At 42.1% G+C, this 15,964-nt stretch carries 25 protein-coding genes; 19 read left to right on the forward strand and 6 right to left on the reverse strand.

The genetic code is table 11. The features are described 5' to 3' along the window. Window positions 1-19 precede the first annotated feature (19 nt). Window positions 20-1,183, reverse strand: coding sequence for a DUF3541 domain-containing protein (locus tag VPNCDNU1_RS23685; protein WP_104402642.1), 1,164 nt, complete (start codon window positions 1,181-1,183; stop codon window positions 20-22). Between the two features lie 210 nt (window positions 1,184-1,393). Between VPNCDNU1_RS23685 and VPNCDNU1_RS23690 the strand changes: the two genes are divergently transcribed. The 5 genes from VPNCDNU1_RS23690 (at window position 1,394) to VPNCDNU1_RS23710 (ending at window position 4,145) form a co-directional block, all read left to right on the forward strand. Beyond that, on the forward strand, window positions 1,394-1,954 hold the full coding sequence (locus tag VPNCDNU1_RS23690; RefSeq protein ID WP_104402643.1) for a hypothetical protein: 561 nt from the start codon (window positions 1,394-1,396) through the stop codon (window positions 1,952-1,954). 114 nt (window positions 1,955-2,068) lie between these two features. Then, a complete protein-coding gene (locus tag VPNCDNU1_RS23695; RefSeq protein WP_104402644.1) occupies window positions 2,069-2,641 on the forward strand; it encodes a TetR/AcrR family transcriptional regulator in 573 nt (190 codons plus the stop codon). Window positions 2,642-2,673: 32 nt separating this feature from the next. Next, window positions 2,674-2,970, forward strand: coding sequence for a YciI family protein (locus VPNCDNU1_RS23700; protein WP_104402645.1), 297 nt, complete (start codon window positions 2,674-2,676; stop codon window positions 2,968-2,970). Window position 2,971: 1 nt separating this feature from the next. Beyond that, entirely contained in the window at window positions 2,972-3,586 is a 615-nt protein-coding gene (locus tag VPNCDNU1_RS23705; RefSeq protein WP_104402646.1) for a DNA-3-methyladenine glycosylase I, read from the forward strand. Window positions 3,587-3,752: 166 nt separating this feature from the next. Further along, window positions 3,753-4,145, forward strand: a complete 393-nt coding sequence (locus tag VPNCDNU1_RS23710) for a hypothetical protein (RefSeq protein ID WP_104402647.1) — start codon at window positions 3,753-3,755, stop codon at window positions 4,143-4,145. A gap of 60 nt (window positions 4,146-4,205) precedes the next feature. Here VPNCDNU1_RS23710 and VPNCDNU1_RS23715 read toward each other — a convergent pair whose 3' ends face one another. After that, window positions 4,206-4,871 (reverse strand): NAD(P)-dependent oxidoreductase, encoded by a 666-nt coding sequence (locus tag VPNCDNU1_RS23715; RefSeq protein ID WP_104402648.1) that lies wholly within the window; start codon window positions 4,869-4,871, stop codon window positions 4,206-4,208. A 95-nt stretch (window positions 4,872-4,966) separates the two neighbouring features. Between VPNCDNU1_RS23715 and VPNCDNU1_RS23720 the strand changes: the two genes are divergently transcribed. The 4 genes from VPNCDNU1_RS23720 to VPNCDNU1_RS23735 all read left to right on the forward strand — a co-directional run bounded on the left by VPNCDNU1_RS23720 (window position 4,967) and on the right by VPNCDNU1_RS23735 (window position 7,575). Continuing rightward, complete coding sequence (locus VPNCDNU1_RS23720; protein ID WP_104402649.1) at window positions 4,967-5,854, forward strand: LysR family transcriptional regulator; 888 nt, start codon at window positions 4,967-4,969, stop codon at window positions 5,852-5,854. Between the two features lie 75 nt (window positions 5,855-5,929). Beyond that, the gene (locus tag VPNCDNU1_RS23725; protein WP_104402650.1) at window positions 5,930-6,388 is read left to right on the forward strand and encodes a GNAT family N-acetyltransferase; all 459 of its coding nucleotides are present in this window, start codon (window positions 5,930-5,932) and stop codon (window positions 6,386-6,388) included. Between the two features lie 141 nt (window positions 6,389-6,529). Beyond that, window positions 6,530-6,901 (forward strand): chromosome partitioning protein ParB, encoded by a 372-nt coding sequence (locus VPNCDNU1_RS23730; protein WP_104402651.1) that lies wholly within the window; start codon window positions 6,530-6,532, stop codon window positions 6,899-6,901. Window positions 6,902-6,921: 20 nt separating this feature from the next. Next, the gene (locus VPNCDNU1_RS23735; RefSeq protein ID WP_104402652.1) at window positions 6,922-7,575 is read left to right on the forward strand and encodes a glutathione S-transferase family protein; all 654 of its coding nucleotides are present in this window, start codon (window positions 6,922-6,924) and stop codon (window positions 7,573-7,575) included. Here the strand turns inward: VPNCDNU1_RS23735 and VPNCDNU1_RS23740 are convergent. Continuing rightward, entirely contained in the window at window positions 7,562-8,047 is a 486-nt protein-coding gene (locus VPNCDNU1_RS23740) for a GNAT family N-acetyltransferase (protein WP_101111028.1), read from the reverse strand. The two genes, VPNCDNU1_RS23735 and VPNCDNU1_RS23740, sit on opposite strands and share 14 nt — an antisense overlap. A 62-nt stretch (window positions 8,048-8,109) precedes the next feature. On the opposite strand from VPNCDNU1_RS23740, the gene VPNCDNU1_RS23745 reads away from it, so the two are divergent. The 3 genes from VPNCDNU1_RS23745 to VPNCDNU1_RS23755 all read left to right on the forward strand — a co-directional run bounded on the left by VPNCDNU1_RS23745 (window position 8,110) and on the right by VPNCDNU1_RS23755 (window position 10,101). After that, entirely contained in the window at window positions 8,110-8,589 is a 480-nt protein-coding gene (locus VPNCDNU1_RS23745) for an NUDIX domain-containing protein (protein ID WP_104402653.1), read from the forward strand. Window positions 8,590-8,615: 26 nt separating this feature from the next. After that, complete coding sequence (locus VPNCDNU1_RS23750) at window positions 8,616-9,416, forward strand: AraC family transcriptional regulator (protein ID WP_104402654.1); 801 nt, start codon at window positions 8,616-8,618, stop codon at window positions 9,414-9,416. A 76-nt stretch (window positions 9,417-9,492) separates the two neighbouring features. Next, window positions 9,493-10,101 carry a LysE family translocator gene (locus VPNCDNU1_RS23755; RefSeq protein ID WP_104402655.1) on the forward strand — a complete coding sequence of 203 codons (609 nt, stop codon included), beginning with the start codon at window positions 9,493-9,495 and terminating at the stop codon, window positions 10,099-10,101. Between the two features lie 45 nt (window positions 10,102-10,146). Here VPNCDNU1_RS23755 and VPNCDNU1_RS23760 read toward each other — a convergent pair whose 3' ends face one another. Further along, window positions 10,147-10,590 (reverse strand): DoxX family protein, encoded by a 444-nt coding sequence (locus tag VPNCDNU1_RS23760; RefSeq protein ID WP_104402656.1) that lies wholly within the window; start codon window positions 10,588-10,590, stop codon window positions 10,147-10,149. Window positions 10,591-10,815: 225 nt separating this feature from the next. Here VPNCDNU1_RS23760 and VPNCDNU1_RS23765 point away from each other — a divergent pair, with 225 nt between their 5' ends. From VPNCDNU1_RS23765 to VPNCDNU1_RS23795, 7 genes are read left to right on the forward strand one after another with little or no spacing between them, the layout of a single operon-like run. Next, the gene (locus tag VPNCDNU1_RS23765) at window positions 10,816-11,310 is read left to right on the forward strand and encodes a GNAT family N-acetyltransferase (protein WP_104402657.1); all 495 of its coding nucleotides are present in this window, start codon (window positions 10,816-10,818) and stop codon (window positions 11,308-11,310) included. Then, the gene (locus tag VPNCDNU1_RS23770) at window positions 11,307-11,759 is read left to right on the forward strand and encodes an NUDIX hydrolase (RefSeq protein WP_237324206.1); all 453 of its coding nucleotides are present in this window, start codon (window positions 11,307-11,309) and stop codon (window positions 11,757-11,759) included. Before VPNCDNU1_RS23765 ends, VPNCDNU1_RS23770 begins: the two co-directional genes overlap by 4 nt. 46 nt (window positions 11,760-11,805) lie before the next feature. Continuing rightward, window positions 11,806-12,114 carry a DUF1330 domain-containing protein gene (locus tag VPNCDNU1_RS23775; protein WP_104402658.1) on the forward strand — a complete coding sequence of 103 codons (309 nt, stop codon included), beginning with the start codon at window positions 11,806-11,808 and terminating at the stop codon, window positions 12,112-12,114. 17 nt (window positions 12,115-12,131) lie between these two features. Then, the gene (locus VPNCDNU1_RS23780) at window positions 12,132-12,725 is read left to right on the forward strand and encodes a DJ-1/PfpI family protein (RefSeq protein ID WP_104402659.1); all 594 of its coding nucleotides are present in this window, start codon (window positions 12,132-12,134) and stop codon (window positions 12,723-12,725) included. After that, complete coding sequence (locus VPNCDNU1_RS23785) at window positions 12,726-13,118, forward strand: MAPEG family protein (RefSeq protein WP_104402660.1); 393 nt, start codon at window positions 12,726-12,728, stop codon at window positions 13,116-13,118. Window positions 13,119-13,168: 50 nt separating this feature from the next. Continuing rightward, a complete protein-coding gene (locus VPNCDNU1_RS23790) occupies window positions 13,169-13,663 on the forward strand; it encodes a DUF805 domain-containing protein (RefSeq protein WP_104402661.1) in 495 nt (164 codons plus the stop codon). A gap of 3 nt (window positions 13,664-13,666) precedes the next feature. After that, on the forward strand, window positions 13,667-14,023 hold the full coding sequence (locus tag VPNCDNU1_RS23795; RefSeq protein ID WP_104402662.1) for a hypothetical protein: 357 nt from the start codon (window positions 13,667-13,669) through the stop codon (window positions 14,021-14,023). Window positions 14,024-14,142: 119 nt separating this feature from the next. Here the strand turns inward: VPNCDNU1_RS23795 and VPNCDNU1_RS23800 are convergent, their stop codons facing one another. Continuing rightward, entirely contained in the window at window positions 14,143-14,619 is a 477-nt protein-coding gene (locus tag VPNCDNU1_RS23800) for an outer membrane beta-barrel protein (protein ID WP_104402663.1), read from the reverse strand. Window positions 14,620-14,726: 107 nt separating this feature from the next. After that, complete coding sequence (gene lldD / locus VPNCDNU1_RS23805; RefSeq protein WP_104402664.1) at window positions 14,727-15,878, reverse strand: FMN-dependent L-lactate dehydrogenase LldD; 1,152 nt, start codon at window positions 15,876-15,878, stop codon at window positions 14,727-14,729. Window positions 15,879-15,964 lie beyond the last annotated feature (86 nt).

Consider the following 15,964-nt stretch of genomic DNA (forward strand, 5'->3'; position numbering starts at 1 on the left):
AAATTTGTTTAACGTCAGGTTATTGGGAGGTAGAAGTTACTTCGTTAAGATCTTTCGGTTCAAGCCCATAGGGAAGTGAAGAGAAAACCGAGCTGTGTTGCTGATATTTGGGGGCAGCGTTAGTGCCTTTCCAGTCTAGCAACATAATGGCTAGTACATTTCGATGTTCACCACCAGAAAGTGAGACGCTACCTGAAACCGATGGAACCAACCCGGCTTCCAAATTGATGGAAGCTTTGATGGCTTTCCTTGTCTTTTCAACAACGGGATCATTGTCCAAACCCGCGAGCAAGAATGAAATCCCCACTTCGGCTATCACATCCTCTTTTGCTCTTTCAAGAATAAGCGAGATATTGCTTCTAAAGTAATCGTAGATCCACTGATGTTCTTTTTCCGAAACTGGATATTGGTAATAGCCTGAGTCTGCAAGGATAATATGAGTCATTCCATAAAGCTTGTTGCCAAATTGCTGCCGAGTGAGCTCTGAATCCTTTTCATCTGGATAAGTTTCACGGAAGCTCTTAATGAATTCTGCAACCACATCTTGTTCACCAAGCTGACGAAGCCAATACACCTGATTCGCAAGTTGTGCTGCCCACGCCTCAATCATGGTCGAATTGGTCGCGTATTTCTTAAAATCAAAACGGCGAATAATAGATCTAAGCTTGGCGTCTGCTTTATGTTGCAGCCCATATTCATTTGCCCGTGCCATAGAACCAAGAAGACCGACGCCAAGGTACATATATTCTGGCATCATTTTGGTAGCGTTAAACCTGCGTAAACTGCGTTCATCGCTATCATCGAGGTAACGAGAAAGCCTCTGAATAGAGTACTCGTGAATTTGCTCTGGCGTATGTACCTCTTCACTAAAGCGATTGAGTTTACTGGCTACGCGCGCGAGGTCGCTCCAAATGGCATATTTGTATTGTGGGTCCAATGTTTGGCGGTACATTCGTAACCCAAAATGCCCTTCTTTGAACGGCGACAAGGTATAGAGTTGCTTCTGATAGGTCGTCTTAATCAATCCAGCAGAGGCGGAATAGCTTAAGTCGTCGAGTGCGCTTTGCTTTGTGATATCACTTTGAGCTTCAGTGTGATTAGACAAATCGAAAGCATCTGCTGAGTGCGACTGAGTTGCGAAAATGAACGATGTTATCAAGAGGGTGGGAGCAAGTAATTTCATGTCGCATTTTTATAGTGTTATTTATATTGGAGCGAATATACCGCTGCTGTGATTGGTATAAGTCCGGTGAATGTTAGTTTTATCTATTAGTTTTCATTTCTATGCACCTCGGAAATTGCTCTTTTGGGTATAAAAGATATCGCGGTATTAACTTGGTGCTATTACAAGGTTTGTTAGCCTGAAAGCAGAGAGATTAGGAAGGAGTTTTCTATGACAAGTTTTCAGGTTCATCCGTCTTTACATGAAGTATTGGGAGAAGAGCAAACCTACTTTGAAGTGGCTTGTATCGCCTTGTTTGCCACATTGGGGACTTGGCTAATTTACACGTCGTACTATTTTCCGAATATTGCCGAGGGTAGGGGACTCATTGCGACTATCGTTGGCTTCATCATCGTGGCTGATGTTCTAGCTGGCTGTATTGCTAATTTTAGCCGAGGAACAAACAATTACTATGCGAGCAAACCTAAAGCGCGGATAGTTTTCATTATTAGCCACGTTCACATCCTACTTATTGCTTGGTTGTTGGAAGGCCCCCTTATAGAAGCGGGCATCGTCTGGGCATTTACTATCGGTTTCGCCACAGTTGTGAATCGCTTTGCTGGAAGCTCGTATCAAACATTTATTGGTGCCACCGTCATGTGTGTGGGGTTATTGTTGCTACCACTTCTTCAACTTCCAAATTGGATGGCGATTGTCAGTGCCTTATTTATGTTAAAAGTGGTGTATAGCTTTGGTGTGAACCATTACACGAGATTTAATCAGAGCACTTGATCTGAACTCTGTGACAACGGTCTAAGAAAAGATAGGACACTTGTCCTATTTTATTTCTTTGCAATTAGGTCAACTGTCCTATTTTAGAAAAAATAGAGCGGGTTAAGGTGAAATATGAACCGCAGTAAACGAGACAAAATAGTAGAAGCCGCGGATTTACTGTTTTATCAAAAGGGGTACGAACTCACCTCTTTTGCAGATATCGCTTCTTCTGTAAGTATTTCGAGAGGTAATTTTTATTATCACTTTAAAACGAAGGACGACATTCTAACTGCTGTGATAAACCGACGTTTAGATATGACGGAAGACATGCTTAATGGTTGGGATATCAAAAGCCAAAATCCTAAAGAGAGGATCATGAGTTTTATTCACATCCTCATAAGCAACAAGTCTAAAATTGAGCGCTATGGATGCCCTGTAGGAACGCTCACTACAGAGTTAAGTAAGTTACGACACCCTGCTTTAGAGGACGCGACTCGTCTATTCTCTTTGTTTAAAACTTGGTTGATGCAGCAGTTTGTAGCGCTAGGTTTTGAAGAACAGTCCGAGCCAATGGCAATGCACATTTTGGGTCGCAGTCAAGGCGTAGCGACGCTATTAAATGCGTTTAAAGACGATGACTTTCTGCAGAATGAGATAAGTCAAATGCAGGATTGGCTTGAAGATCAAATAGAAAAAATACAGTAATCAGATAAAACGAACACAGTAAGGAGAATGGCATGTTTGTTGTTTCAATGACAATGACAATGACTGGGCAAATGGATAAAGCTAAGGCGCATATGGCAGAGCACAATGCGTGGGTGAAGCAAGGCGTTGACGATGGTGTATTTGTTTTAGTTGGTAATTTAAAGCCAGGACCTGGTGGGTGCCTCTTCGCTGTAGACGTTGATAGAGAAGCTCTGGACGCAAGAATTGCAACCGATCCTTTTGTTTGTGAGGGAGTTGTTGCTGTTGAAGTTACTGAAACGGTGATTCATACAGCAGATAAAAAATTGCAATTTTTAGAAGGGAAATAGTATGGCAGATACGGTAACGGGACCAGATGGATTACCTCGCTGTGGTTGGTGCAGTGCAGCTCCTGATTTCTTTGAGTATCACGATAAAGAATGGGGCTTTCCGGTTTCTGACGATAAAAGATTATTTGAAAAGCTTTGCTTAGAGAGTTTTCAATCGGGTTTAAGCTGGCGCACCATTTTGTCTAAAAGAGAGAATTTGAGAGCAGCCTTTGCGCATTTCGATTTTTACAAAGTGGCTGAATTTGATGAAGAAGATGTTGAGCGCTTATTACAAGATGCAGGCATTATAAGGCATCGTGGAAAAATAGAAGCGGTGATCAATAACGCGAAACGAGCAAAAAAGTTGGTTGTAGAAGAGGGATCACTTGCAGCATTTTTGTGGCGATATGAAGCAAAACCATCCGCTGATTTTAAACCGCAAACGGCATCCACTTCTTCGGAGTCGATCGCTTTATCGAAAGAACTAAAAAAGCGAGGGTGGAAGTTTGTAGGGCCAACAACCGCCTATGCTTTTATGCAGGCAATGGGGCTAATTAATGATCACGCTTCAGAATGTTCGAAGCGTCTAGAAGTCGACAAAGCGCGAGCGAGCTTTCAAGTTCCACAAAGCAAATAAAAGAAAGAAGACTTGTTGGCGGTGATGGTTTTGCCAGCATTGATATGCCTTAATCAAACCAGTGCATAATTAAGTGGAGCCGCGACGCGTTTCTCAATTATGAGCCTATAACGGGTTACCATTATAGGTATAGTGAGTCCCTCAAATTGCAGAGGGATTCAATGGAATGAAAGTACTGGTGGCATTGGTTTTAACGTTAGTAATAGGGTGGTATGGCAACGATGTGTATTCCCAACTCGCAGTGAGAAATGTCGCCAACACAACCCCTCAATTATCGAAAGTACTCCAATTCGCTCAAGTGCCTTTAAGACAAGATCAACGCAGTTGTTATTTGGATAGCAACACGGTTGGAGACGTTATCGCCAGTTTAATCGGTAACAACATGCAAAATCATATAAACCGCTTAGATGCAGGCTGCTTTGAACAAACTTGTACTATTTCACTATCTAGCTGCTTACCATGGGAAAGCAGCGAATGTGATCAGACATTTCTAAAATACGACACTTCTATAACCGGTGAAATCAAGCCAAATTCATTTGCTTGTGTATCAGTGCCCTAATGTAAAAAGCAATTTATAGCTTTACTGGATACATGAACCCTAACCCTACTGCCGAGTAGACTAGCTTGCGATATAGACCGCTTGCCTAACAAATTTTGTATCTTCAACTTGATCCAAAAGGAATTGAGCAATGTGGGTTGTACTGATCTTTACTCCTTGAAAAGTAGTGCTGCTGGTTTTTAACGTAGTGGTGGGTTCTTCGTCTTGGAAGCCACCACACCGCGCAATTGTCCAGTCGATATCGGATTGAGCGAGTAACTCATGTTCTTTTTTTCTGTCGACAGCGAGTACACCAAGGAATAGAGGCGACAGCTTTGTTAGCGCAAAATTTATGAATAGAGTGTTTTTATCTTCTGGCAAAGAAAGACTTGCTCCACCAGTTAAAGCGAAACGTGTGATCTCGTGCTTTTTCATCAGTGGAATGAGCAGCTTAGTGCTTTGGTAGCACAACAAGTCCTTTGCCGATTGCTTTGCAGATCGCAGGCTCCGATTGATTCCCGCTGGCCCTAGTGTGGAGACAACAGCATCAGCGTTTTCTAGCAACAAATCTAAGCTGTTTTTATCTAACGCGTTACCTTGGATCACAGTGATTCGGTCGTCCTCCATAACGGCTTTCGGGTTACGCGCTAACACTCTTAACTTATATCCGCGTTTTAGCGCTTCTCTTACAACCTTTTTTCCTGAGCGACCAGTTGCTCCAATAAGAGCGATAGTTTTTGTATTCATATTCTTCTCCTTAGTGACGAGAAGAGTATGTCAGTTATATACTGATCCAAAAATAGCAATTATCATCTCAAACTGTTCCTAAAACGGTATCAATTATGTTGTTAAATTATTTAAAACCCATGGCGATTTTTGCAACGGTCGTGGAATCTCAAAGCTTTACAAAAGCTGGAGAGAAGCTAGATATGCCTCGGGGAAAAGTGAGTGAACAAGTTAGCCGATTAGAAACATATCTAGGGGTTAAACTTTTTAACCGAAGCACTCGCAAAGTTTCGATTACCGCGGAAGGCGTTGCATTGTATCAACATGCGCAGTTTCTTCTTAGAAATGGCGTATCGGGTGTCGACGAAGTAAAGAGTTTGTCTGAAAAAGTGAAGGGTAATATTCGCATTACTGTTACGGATGACTTTAATGAAGCCCTGCTTTTACCGTTGCTTCAACCTTTTTGTGAAAAATACCCCGAGGTAACGTTCGACATTGTTACCGATGACAGTACATTATCGGTTATCGATGATTCTATTGATTTGGCAATTCGTTCAGGCGAGTTGGCTGACTCTTCTTTAGTTTCTATGCCTCTTTCTAAAACCAAACTCAAACTTTATGGTGGAGAAAAGTTTGTCGATTACGTTTCAGACTCGCTGGATAGTGTCGAGGGGCTGAGTTGGATTTCGCTCAATAATGAAAAGCCAAATTTAGATTTGGTTACGTCCAATAAAAGTGGGGACAGCCATTCGTTTTCTCCTCAATACAAACATTCTGCAAACTCAATATCTAGCTATGTGGCGATGATTGAGAATAATCTTGGTGTTGGTTTAATGACGGAGCTTTCAGCTCAGGAATGGGTTAAAAAAGGGAAACTAGTCGACCTTTTACCCAGTTGGGACTTTGGCGAGCTGCCAATATCCATCTTGTACCCTTCGAGGCGACATATGGCTTATCGCACGCGTTTACTTCTAGATGAACTAAAAAAGATAAATAAAATCTAATTTAATACATTGAATTTTAACAATAATTTGATAGTTTATATCACAGAGAATGAGCAAATCTTTGCAAGGAGCTAAATGCGTATAATTCAGCTGTACCCACATCATGATGGTGTGCCGGAGATCATTGAAGAAATCGATCATTTAATGAACTCACTTTATTCAGAAGATTCCAATGATTTGCTTCCACTCGACGCACTGAACTCAGAAAATGTGTACTTTTCTGGTGTTTACATACGCGAGGAACTGGCTGCCTGTGGTGCGGTTGTATTTAAGAAAGCAGACAAAATCTACGGCGAGTTCAAACGTATTTATGTTAAGCCGAAATTCCGTGGACAAAACTTATCTAAAAGTATATTGGACCATTTGATCACTGAGACCAATGCGCGAAGTGTAAGAACGATTCGCCTTGAGACGGGCAATAAACAAGTCGCGGCGATAAAGTTGTATGAAACTTTTGGCTTTAAACACCGAGACGTATATGGCGACTACGAACATGACCCCACTTCGGTTTACATGGAGCTAAACTGCAGCTGATTTTTTCGTTATTGCACCCTGTAAACTCGCCAGATATTTCATTTAATTCTTTGAATATACGAGCACATTCTTATTGATTGTTTGACGATTAGTTCCGTGCTCATTACCTTCAAGCTTTGCAAATCAAATAAAGGATTCAGAGTGAGCACACAGCGCTATGGTGAAATTAATGATGGGGTGAGTTCGGTTTGGTATGTTGAACGAATTTGGGCGTTGGCTGAATCGCTTCCGGTTGAAGACATCGCTATCAGCGACATACGTGGTCCCGATGAGGTCACATGGTTTAGCTTAGAAGGACCATTGCCAACTTGCCGAAATGTGGCGGAACACTGCAAACGAATCCTGAATGCAGATATGTCTTACCCTGTTATTTTAACCGAGGATTTTCGCGTATTTGATGGTATGCATCGCATAGCGAAGTGTATTATGGAAGGGAAAGAAACTATAAAGGTCAGACGTTTTCTGAGTAACCCTGAACCAGACGAAGTTAATGGTGTTAAGACGGCTGTTTAATACCTTCAAAAGGAATGACGATGTACAGACTTTACTATTACCCGAACAATGCCAGTTTAGCGCCGCACTTTTTGCTGCATCACATGCAATTGCCTTATGAGCTGGTTTTGGTTGATAAAAAATCCAATTATCAAAAGTCAGCGGACTATTTAAAGTTAAACCCTGCTGGGCGAATTCCAACTCTAATTGACGATGGACAACCTATTTTTGAAAGCCCAGCTATTTGCATGCACATCGCCGAAAGTCACCCAGAACATCAGCTAATTCCGCCTGTCGGAGATAAAGCCCGCCCAGTCTTTCTTCAATGGCTTGCTTACTTGAACAACACGTTGCAAGCAGAGCTTATGGTTTACTATTACCCGCATCGTCACACTAATGATGAAAGTACAATCAAACATGTACGTGCTGCGCAAGAGGCTCAAATAACCAATGCATTGTCAGTGATTAATGATCAATTATCGAAGCACGAATACCTGATCGGCGAGAGTATATCGGTTTGTGATTACTTCTTGTTTATGTTGGCTGAATGGTCGCTGCCAGTTGAGAAAAATCCCATGACATTTCCTCATCTCGCAGCGTATCTTCAAGCATTAAGCCACCACCCTACGATTAAAGCGGTGTGTGAGATAGAAAAGATAGACCTAACGCCTTTCCGCCTAGTTAAAACTCAATAGTCATGTCGTACCACAGTGCACCACCATGCGAGGAATCAGACTGACCTTGAGAAGTAAATCCATGGCTTTGGTAAAAAGGAATGAGGTGCTCTTTACAAGTCAGAACCATGCCAGTGAGGTTGCGCTGTTTACATACCTCTATTAAATGCTTTGTGAGTTTGGACGCGTAACCCTTACGCTGGTGGGAAGGAGCGACTGCCAAGCCAAAAACGGTTTGGTACATGCCATTTGGATTGTGAAGATTGGCGTTTTCAAAAAGTTCGTCGGGCAATTCGGCTTTGTGGTATCGACATCCATTGATGTGCCCAGCGATTTCGCCATTAACTTCTAATACAAAAAAGCATTCAGGAAAAACCTGGAATCGTTCGGTAAAGCTCTTGAGAGAAGCGGCTTCACTTTCCGGAAAGCAAAGGGATTCGATTTCAGCGATTTTCTTTATGTCTTCTGATTTTGCTGGTCTGATGTTGGGCATGAATGTTCCGTTATTCTATAAAATTTCAGTTACTTATATTGGGTAAGTTTTAAGGGAAAGCAATGAGTGCGAGTCATTATATTAAAGAAATTCGATCTCTTATAGGTAATAAGCCGCTGTTGATTCCTAGTGTCGCAGCTGTCATTTTAGATGAGCGCAAACGCCTACTGCTTCAACAAAAACAAGACGGGTCTTGGAGCTTACCCGCAGGGATGATAGAGCCAGGTGAGTCGCCAAGCGCAGCGATAAAGCGTGAAGTATTGGAAGAGACAGGGTATACGGTCTCGGCAATGAAAATCTTAGGTGCATTCGGTGGCGAAGGGTTCTCTTTTACTTACCCAAATGGAGACCGAGTCGATTACACCGTTATACTGTATCGATGTCATGTTACTGGGTTACCGTGCGAAGAGTTGGACGAAGAAACAAAAGCACTGCAATATTTTAGCAAAGATAAAATGCCCGACTTGGCGTTACCTTACCCTAAAGATTGTTTGTTTGATGAACTAGATGAACCTTATATTGAATCAGCTTCTGAATATTGATTGTAAACTGGTTAAAAGGACTTTGATTGGAAACGGCTAAAATCTGGAAGAGTGATGACATTTCAGGAATTGAATTGTTATCCGCTAACTACAGTACATTTGAGTTTGCGAAACATTGGCATGATGAATTGGCTATCGGACTCATTGAAGAAGGGGCAGAGGGTTTGCTCTATCGGGGTCAGAATATCGTTGTGCCCAAAAGCCATATTGTTGCGATCAACCCATCTGAAATTCATACAGGCTACGCGAGTTGTGCTCAAGGTTGGCAATATCGAATGTTTTACTTCGATATCCCACTCATTCAGCAACAATTTGAACAGTCTGGTCTCCCTATCGACCCAGTCGTCGATTTTCCCGTGATTGATGATCCTAATCTTTTCCAAGAGCTTAGGCAGTTACACCTTGCTCTTGAACATGCCAGTTTCGCACTCACACGCGAATCGCTATTGGTGACAGCCTTAGAAAAACTGTTCAAGCGCTATGGCTCTTTCACTGCATCAGAAGGGAAGTGCCATGATAGTACCGTTGCCATTAAGGTTAGAGAGTACCTGCTGGATAATTGGTTCCAGAATGTCGCTTTAGAGGAGTTAGAAGATGCGACGGGCAAGTCGAAGTTTCAACTTATTCGTGCTTTTAAAGCAGCCTACGGTATTACCCCTCATCAATTTTTATTGTTGGTTAAAGCACACAAAGCGAAAAAGCTGCTTTTTGAAGGGAACAGTTGCGTAGAAACATCGCTCGCTTGCGGGTTTTACGATCAAAGCCATTTCAATCGCAATTTCAAACGTGCCTTTGGCATCTCGCCTAAAAACTACCTTTTCCGCTAACTGCAATTTTGTACAAGAGAAGCCTTCGCGGCTTGATTATGCTCCTTATTAAGATAAGAAAAGCAGAGGTATCTTAATGAGTTTATTTATTATTTGGTTAGGCGTGATGTTCCCATTGGTGTTTAGCCCCGGTCCCGCGAATATTATATTTGCTGCGTCTGGTGCTCAAGTCGGAGTCAAACGATCGGTGCCACTTCTTATTGGGGTGGACTTGGTCTTTTTTGTTAAATCCATATTGATTGGATTCGGGCTCGGGCAGGCAGTTCAAAGCTACCCCACAGTGATGAATGTCGTGCAATTGATGGGCGCGTGTTACCTCATCTACCTGGCGGTCTCATTTATTCAGAACAGCGGAAGCACCAGTACAGAAGGGCAAAAAGTTTTGGGTTTCGTTGATGGGTTATTGGTTCAGCTATTGAACAGTAAAGGCTGGTTGATGGTGTTCCTCATGTTTTCTCTGTTTGGTGAGCAAGCTCAGACTGCTTTTGGTGACCAAGGTATATGGGTATTGGTCATTTGGTTGGCGATTCTGAATGTTTCAATGCATTTGGTATGGGTGAAAGTGGGCTATTGGCTTTCAAAGGTATCCAGCAGCAGTGGGTATGCAAAAGGATTAAATTGGTTCTATGCACTTTGCTTACTGTTCGTCTCTTTATGGTTGATTATAGATAACCCGATTTGGTGATAGAAAAGCGCAGATTAGTCTGCGCTTTCATCTTGTGAGCCATCGTTAAGCAATCTTTTTGTTGAGTGATTGGTCTAGTGCTAGTTTTCCTGAACCAGATATGACCAAAGAAACAGAGGCAGCAAGTAACGCCAAACCAAACTCATAACCATTGTTTGATAAGAACAAGCCGTTTTCAAAATGCACCGAGAATATCGCGATCACCATTGTAAACGCGGTAACCAATGCGGCGGGGCGTGTAAGCAAACCCAATACTAAAAATAACCCTCCGAAGAACTCCGCACTACCGGCAAGAAATGCCATTAAAACGCCGGGTGCTAAGCCTATTGAAGCCATCCATTGTCCAGTACCTTCTAATCCATAACCGCCAAACCACCCAAACAGTTTTTGCGCACCATGAGCGATAAGGATGATTCCAATAGGGATTCGTAAAGCCAAAGTTGCGAAACCTGCATTGCTAGCGGTGATCTTCTTTAGGATATTTTTCATGGCTACCTCAATATAATTGAATAAGTTATTAAGTGGCTAACTTCTTTTATTAGCTGTTGAAAGTGATCATATTGGGAAAGAGATGGATGAAAAATACGTCTTTATTGACTATTTTGTTCGAAAAATTTGAATATATGTAAAGCCAACATTACCGCATAAAGGATTGGTGATTATATACTCAGGTATCTTGAGGTGACTTGGGTATAAAGGGAAGAAGGAGTGGATATGGAAATCAGATATGTAAATTCACAGGATATTGAGGCGATAACAAACATCTACAATGACTTTGTTGTAAACAGCACTGCAACGTTTGAAGAAAAGCCAGTTTCAACTGAAGAAATGAACCAAAGAGTGGGTAAGATCCACAGTTATTCTTTGCCTTGGATTGTGATGGTAGAGGATGAAAAGGTTCTCGGGTATGCCTATGCAGGGTTATGGAACAACCGAAGTGCTTACCGACACACAACTGAGTCTTCGGTTTATGTTTCTCCTAATGCTTTAGGAAAAGGCATCGGGAAAGCGCTCTATTCTAACTTAATTTCTATTCTCGCAAAGCGTCGTATCCGTAACGTGTTAGGTGTGGTGAGTTTACCGAATGACGCGAGCATCGCGTTACATCAATCTCTAGGATTTCAAAAAGTAGGGGAATTTAAGAAGGTTGGATTGAAATTTGGGGAGCTGATCGATGTGAGCTATTGGCAACTGGAGTTAAGAGATTGATTTTAGATGAACAAGCCGAACTGGAAAGTCGCATTCTGAAAGTTTGCCCAGTGGTGGTTAGGCAAAAAACAGGGAAGTGGGAGCTGTTACTGTTCAAGCATCCACTTGCTGGGATACAGATTGTTAAAGGTACCGTTGAACTCCAAGATACCTCTTATGAACAAGCGGCTATGCGAGAACTGTCCGAAGAATCTGGTTTACACCATGTTTTGAATACTCAATATTTGGGTCGATGGGAATCAGGTTATAGAGGTCATATTTGGCACTTGGTACACTGCGAGGTTAACCCGCAACCAGACCGATGGACATTTCATACGTTAGATGACGGCGGGCACGATTTTCAATTTTTCTGGCATGATTTGGAAGGAAAAAAGTTACAGGATTGTCATCCGGTTTTTTTAAGAGCGATGGAAAAAATCAAACGTCTGTTGCCGATTAACATCGCATAAATAAACCCTTGATAGGATATCTTAATTTTAATTGAAGGAACGCACTATGGCTTTTGAAATGTTAATAGGGATAGAGGTCTCTGACGAACAAGGTTACCGCCAATACAGGGAAGCGATGATGCCCATCTTAAAAAGTTACGGGGGAAAATTTGGCTATGACTTTGTTGTATCTGAAGTTTTAATGTCGCCAACGCCTGAGCCAGTAAACCGAGTGTTTACTCTGATTTTTTCTGATGAGAAGACAAAAGAGGCTTTTTTTGCTGATGTTGAATACGCCAAAGTAAAAGAGCGCTATTTCAAACCTTCAGTCTCGTCTGTTACGCGCATATCCGAGTACGTTAAACAGATTAACTAGATGTGTGAGGAGTTGTGATGAAAGTAGGAATAGTCACTTTAGAAGGGTTCAATGAAATTGACTCTCTAACCGTATTTTCGATGTTGAATCGTTTGAAAGGTATAGGGCTTTCCGCACACATCGTATCGATGTCGAAATCAGTCACATCAATGAATGGATTGAAGATCGAATCTCATGATCATGTCAAAAACCTTAACTTATACGATGGTGTCGTTTTGGGTAGTGGTATTCACACTCAAATGTATTCAAAAAATGACGATTTTCTCGCTCAAATGGCGCTCGCCCCTGAGCAATTGATTGCAAGTCAATGTTCGGGGGTATTGTTGTTGGATGCGTTAAAAAGTTTGCCTCAAGATAACATTGCTGCGACAGATGATATTACGGCGAATAAGCTTAAAGAAAGTAACATTATTATTTCCAATACTTCTTTCCACTCCTATGGAAATGTTGCTACTGCAGGCGGGTGTTTAGCGTCGGAGTATTTAGCAACGTGGTTAGCAGGAAAGTTACTGAATGTTGGTGCTGCCAGGCAAATGCTAGAAAGCGTTGTCCCCGTTGGTGAAAAGAGCGCCCGTATCAAGAATGCGTTATCAATAACAGGAATCAAATAAATGATCATTGGAATTTATCTAAGCATCTTGAGCATAATATTTATTATCCTTTCAGCTCAAACAATTGTTACACGGCGTAAAGAAAAAGTGGCTGTTGGGGCTGGTGACAGTAAAAAACTGTTAAGAGTCTCGCGTGCGCATGCAAATTTTGCCGAATACGTCCCCATTACCGTTATATTGCTGCTCACTATAGAATATCTTGGCGGGCTGGATATGTACTTGCACTTTGCAGGCACAATTTTAGTGATAGGACGAATGGTTCACGCGTATGGCATTTCTCAAGTTAGGGAAAACTTTAATTACCGAGTTTTCGGTATGGTAAGCACATTAACCTGTATTGGCTTGAGCGCGCTTTACCTTTTGTTTCTTTCAATTACAAATTCAGTATCCTGAGCCCATCCAAGAAAAGTTGGCTAGATAAAAAAATAAAATCAGGATAAAAAATGACGGAATCAGAATTACTTCGTTCCCCAGAAATACCTTTAAAAGAAACCAAACCTCAGTTCTACCAGTTAAAAGGCAGGTTAAATCGAACAGAGTTTGCCTGTTGGGCTACTGCCTGTTTGCTATTGCCCAATTTGTTGGGTCAGTTTGGATTCCTTGTTGTGCCCATTACCTTCTTTTTCTACGTTCTTTTCATTGTAAAAAGGCTTAGGGATATCGGCTTTTCCCCTTGGTTGGTATTGATTGCGTGGATACCAGTGCTCAATTTCCCCCTCTGTCTTGTTCCCGGTGATGCAGTAGATAATCGCTTTGGCGAAGTTCCATTTTCATCAAGCTCGATAATTAAAGTACTGTCTGTGTTGCTGCCTATTGTTTATGGCTCACTCATGTTTGTTTCTTTTATTTCTGTGTTACCAGAATACGCAGAAACGTATCAGCAGTATGAAGCAAAGGCAGAAAACAAGCTCACCGACCCAAGTGCAAAGAAGGAGTAACAAATGGAATGGATCATTGGTGAAGAATACATGCGGTATTGCGAATTTATGAACGACATGAAACCTTGCGTTCAACAAGCAGTCAGTGAAATCACTCGCCAAATTATGCAGTTTTACGCAATGTTGGGTTCTCTAGTTACACTTTATGTGTTGGGCTTTTTTATTGGTACAGGCGTCACAGTATTTGACGACGGTGTGAAGCAAGAGATGTCATGGCGATTAAAAATCAGTTACGTGATAGTGATGGCTTGCCTATTTCCAATCTTTTACGCACCATTTTTAAAAGATGTTCGTTTAATGAAAAGTCGCTATGCGGAAAGCTTTTTAGAGCGTACCGTTATTGTAGAAGGTAAGTATTAGGGGCTCATACTCAAGAGCAATAAACGTCAGTTAAATTGATGTTGAAGGAAAAAATGCCGACACTAAGTCGGCATTTTTAATGCAATCTATACCCAGTTCATAGCAAGAATTATAGGTATTTAGAATCTTAGCTGGAATTCAGCGTACATTGATGAAAGTTCAGACTTCGCATCATAGATCTTGTAACCGGTATTCACGGCAATATTTTGCGTTAGCCGTAATCCTATTTCGGCACCGTACGAAATACCAAATTTGTTGTCTTTATCAGTACTGCTTTCCTGGAAATAGTAGTTAGTGCCAAATACGCCTGCGATGTGCATTGTTTCGCTAAGCGGCAATGAAGGTTTTAAGTTCCATGCAATACTGGAAAGTTCGTAGTCATTGTGTTTGCCTAAATCGGTATAGAGCCATTCTGAAGACATCATGAAGGTGCTTCCAAGCGGAAATGTATGACCGAAGCTTGCACTTAACCCTGTTTTACTGTCGTTTTGATCTGAAGTTGAAATGTTGTAGCCCAGCCCGAAGTAGTAACCTTCTTCTGCTTGAGAGTTACAAGAAATAGCCAGCAGAGCCAATGGTAATAGGGATTTTTTCATGAGTATTGATAATCTAGATGGTCAGGAGGGGCGTATTTTGGCGATGAATGAACAAAAAGGCGAGCGATTTTGTTAAATCCCTCGCACTTTTTATTTTAAGTTGCTTCCTATAGTGCTTGCTTGTTCAGATCAACCAATAAGTCAGAGGAAATATCGGAGATGCTTTTAGCGCCTGTTAATGTCATAGCGACGCGCATTTCTTTTTCATACAAATCAAGCAAGTTTTCTACGCCCGCACCGCCTTGTGCTGCCAACGCATACACAAAAGAACGACCAAGTAATGTAAAATCAGCGCCGAGTGCCAGCATGCGAACAACGTCTAAGCCCGTTCGAATGCCAGAATCGACCATGATCTTTAAATCCCCTTTTACTGCATCTGCAATATTAGGAAGGGCGCGAACCGTTGATAGAACACCATCTAACTGTCGACCGCCGTGGTTAGAGACTACAATGCCATCCGCGCCAAATCGAACCGCATCTTTGGCGTCTTCTTCATCCAGAATGCCTTTAATAACCATCGGACCATCCCAAAAATCTCGGATCCACTCTAAGTCCTTCCAGCTGATTGATGGGTCGAAGTTTGCACCTAACCAGCCAATGTAATCTTCAAGTTTGGTTGGTTCACCACGATAGGTCGAAATGTTACCCAAATCGTGTGGTTTTCCTAGAACACCCACGTCAAGCGCCCAACTCGGGTGAAGCATCGATTGGATTACTCTGCGCATCGCAGCATTAGGACCACTCATTCCAGAATGCATGTCGCGGTAACGAGCACCAGGAACGGGCATGTCCACGGTAAAGACCAATGTCGTTACGCCTGCCGCTTTGGCTCGTTCAAGTACATTTTGCATAAAGCCGCGATCTTTTAATACATATAACTGGAACCACATTGGTCGTTCTATGGCTGGAGCGACTTCTTCAATCGGGCAAACCGACACGGTAGACATGGTGAAAGGGATGCCTTTCTTATCAGCGGCTTTGGCGGCTTGAACCTCACCACGGCGAGCATACATGCCTGTTAAACCGACAGGAGCAAGCCCGATAGGAAGTGACATTTTCTCGCCAAACAATTCAGTGTCTAGATTGAGATCAGACATATCCCGTAGAACGCGTTGACGTAATGCGACGTCGGAAAGGTCGTCGGTATTATGTCTTAAGGTATGCTCGTTGTAAGAGCCGCCATCAATGTAATGGAACAAAAAGGGTGGCAGTTTTGCTTTTGCTGCAGCGCGATAATCAGTCGATGCGGAGATAATCATAATTTCTATCCTGATTTCTATATCTAACTCTTAGGTTCGTGGGCGTTGAGCAAGTTAAGAGTTAAAAAAATAAATGGCATTAGCGC

Source organism: Vibrio penaeicida (genome assembly GCF_002933855.1).
GTDB classification, from domain to species: domain Bacteria; phylum Pseudomonadota; class Gammaproteobacteria; order Enterobacterales; family Vibrionaceae; genus Vibrio; species Vibrio penaeicida_A.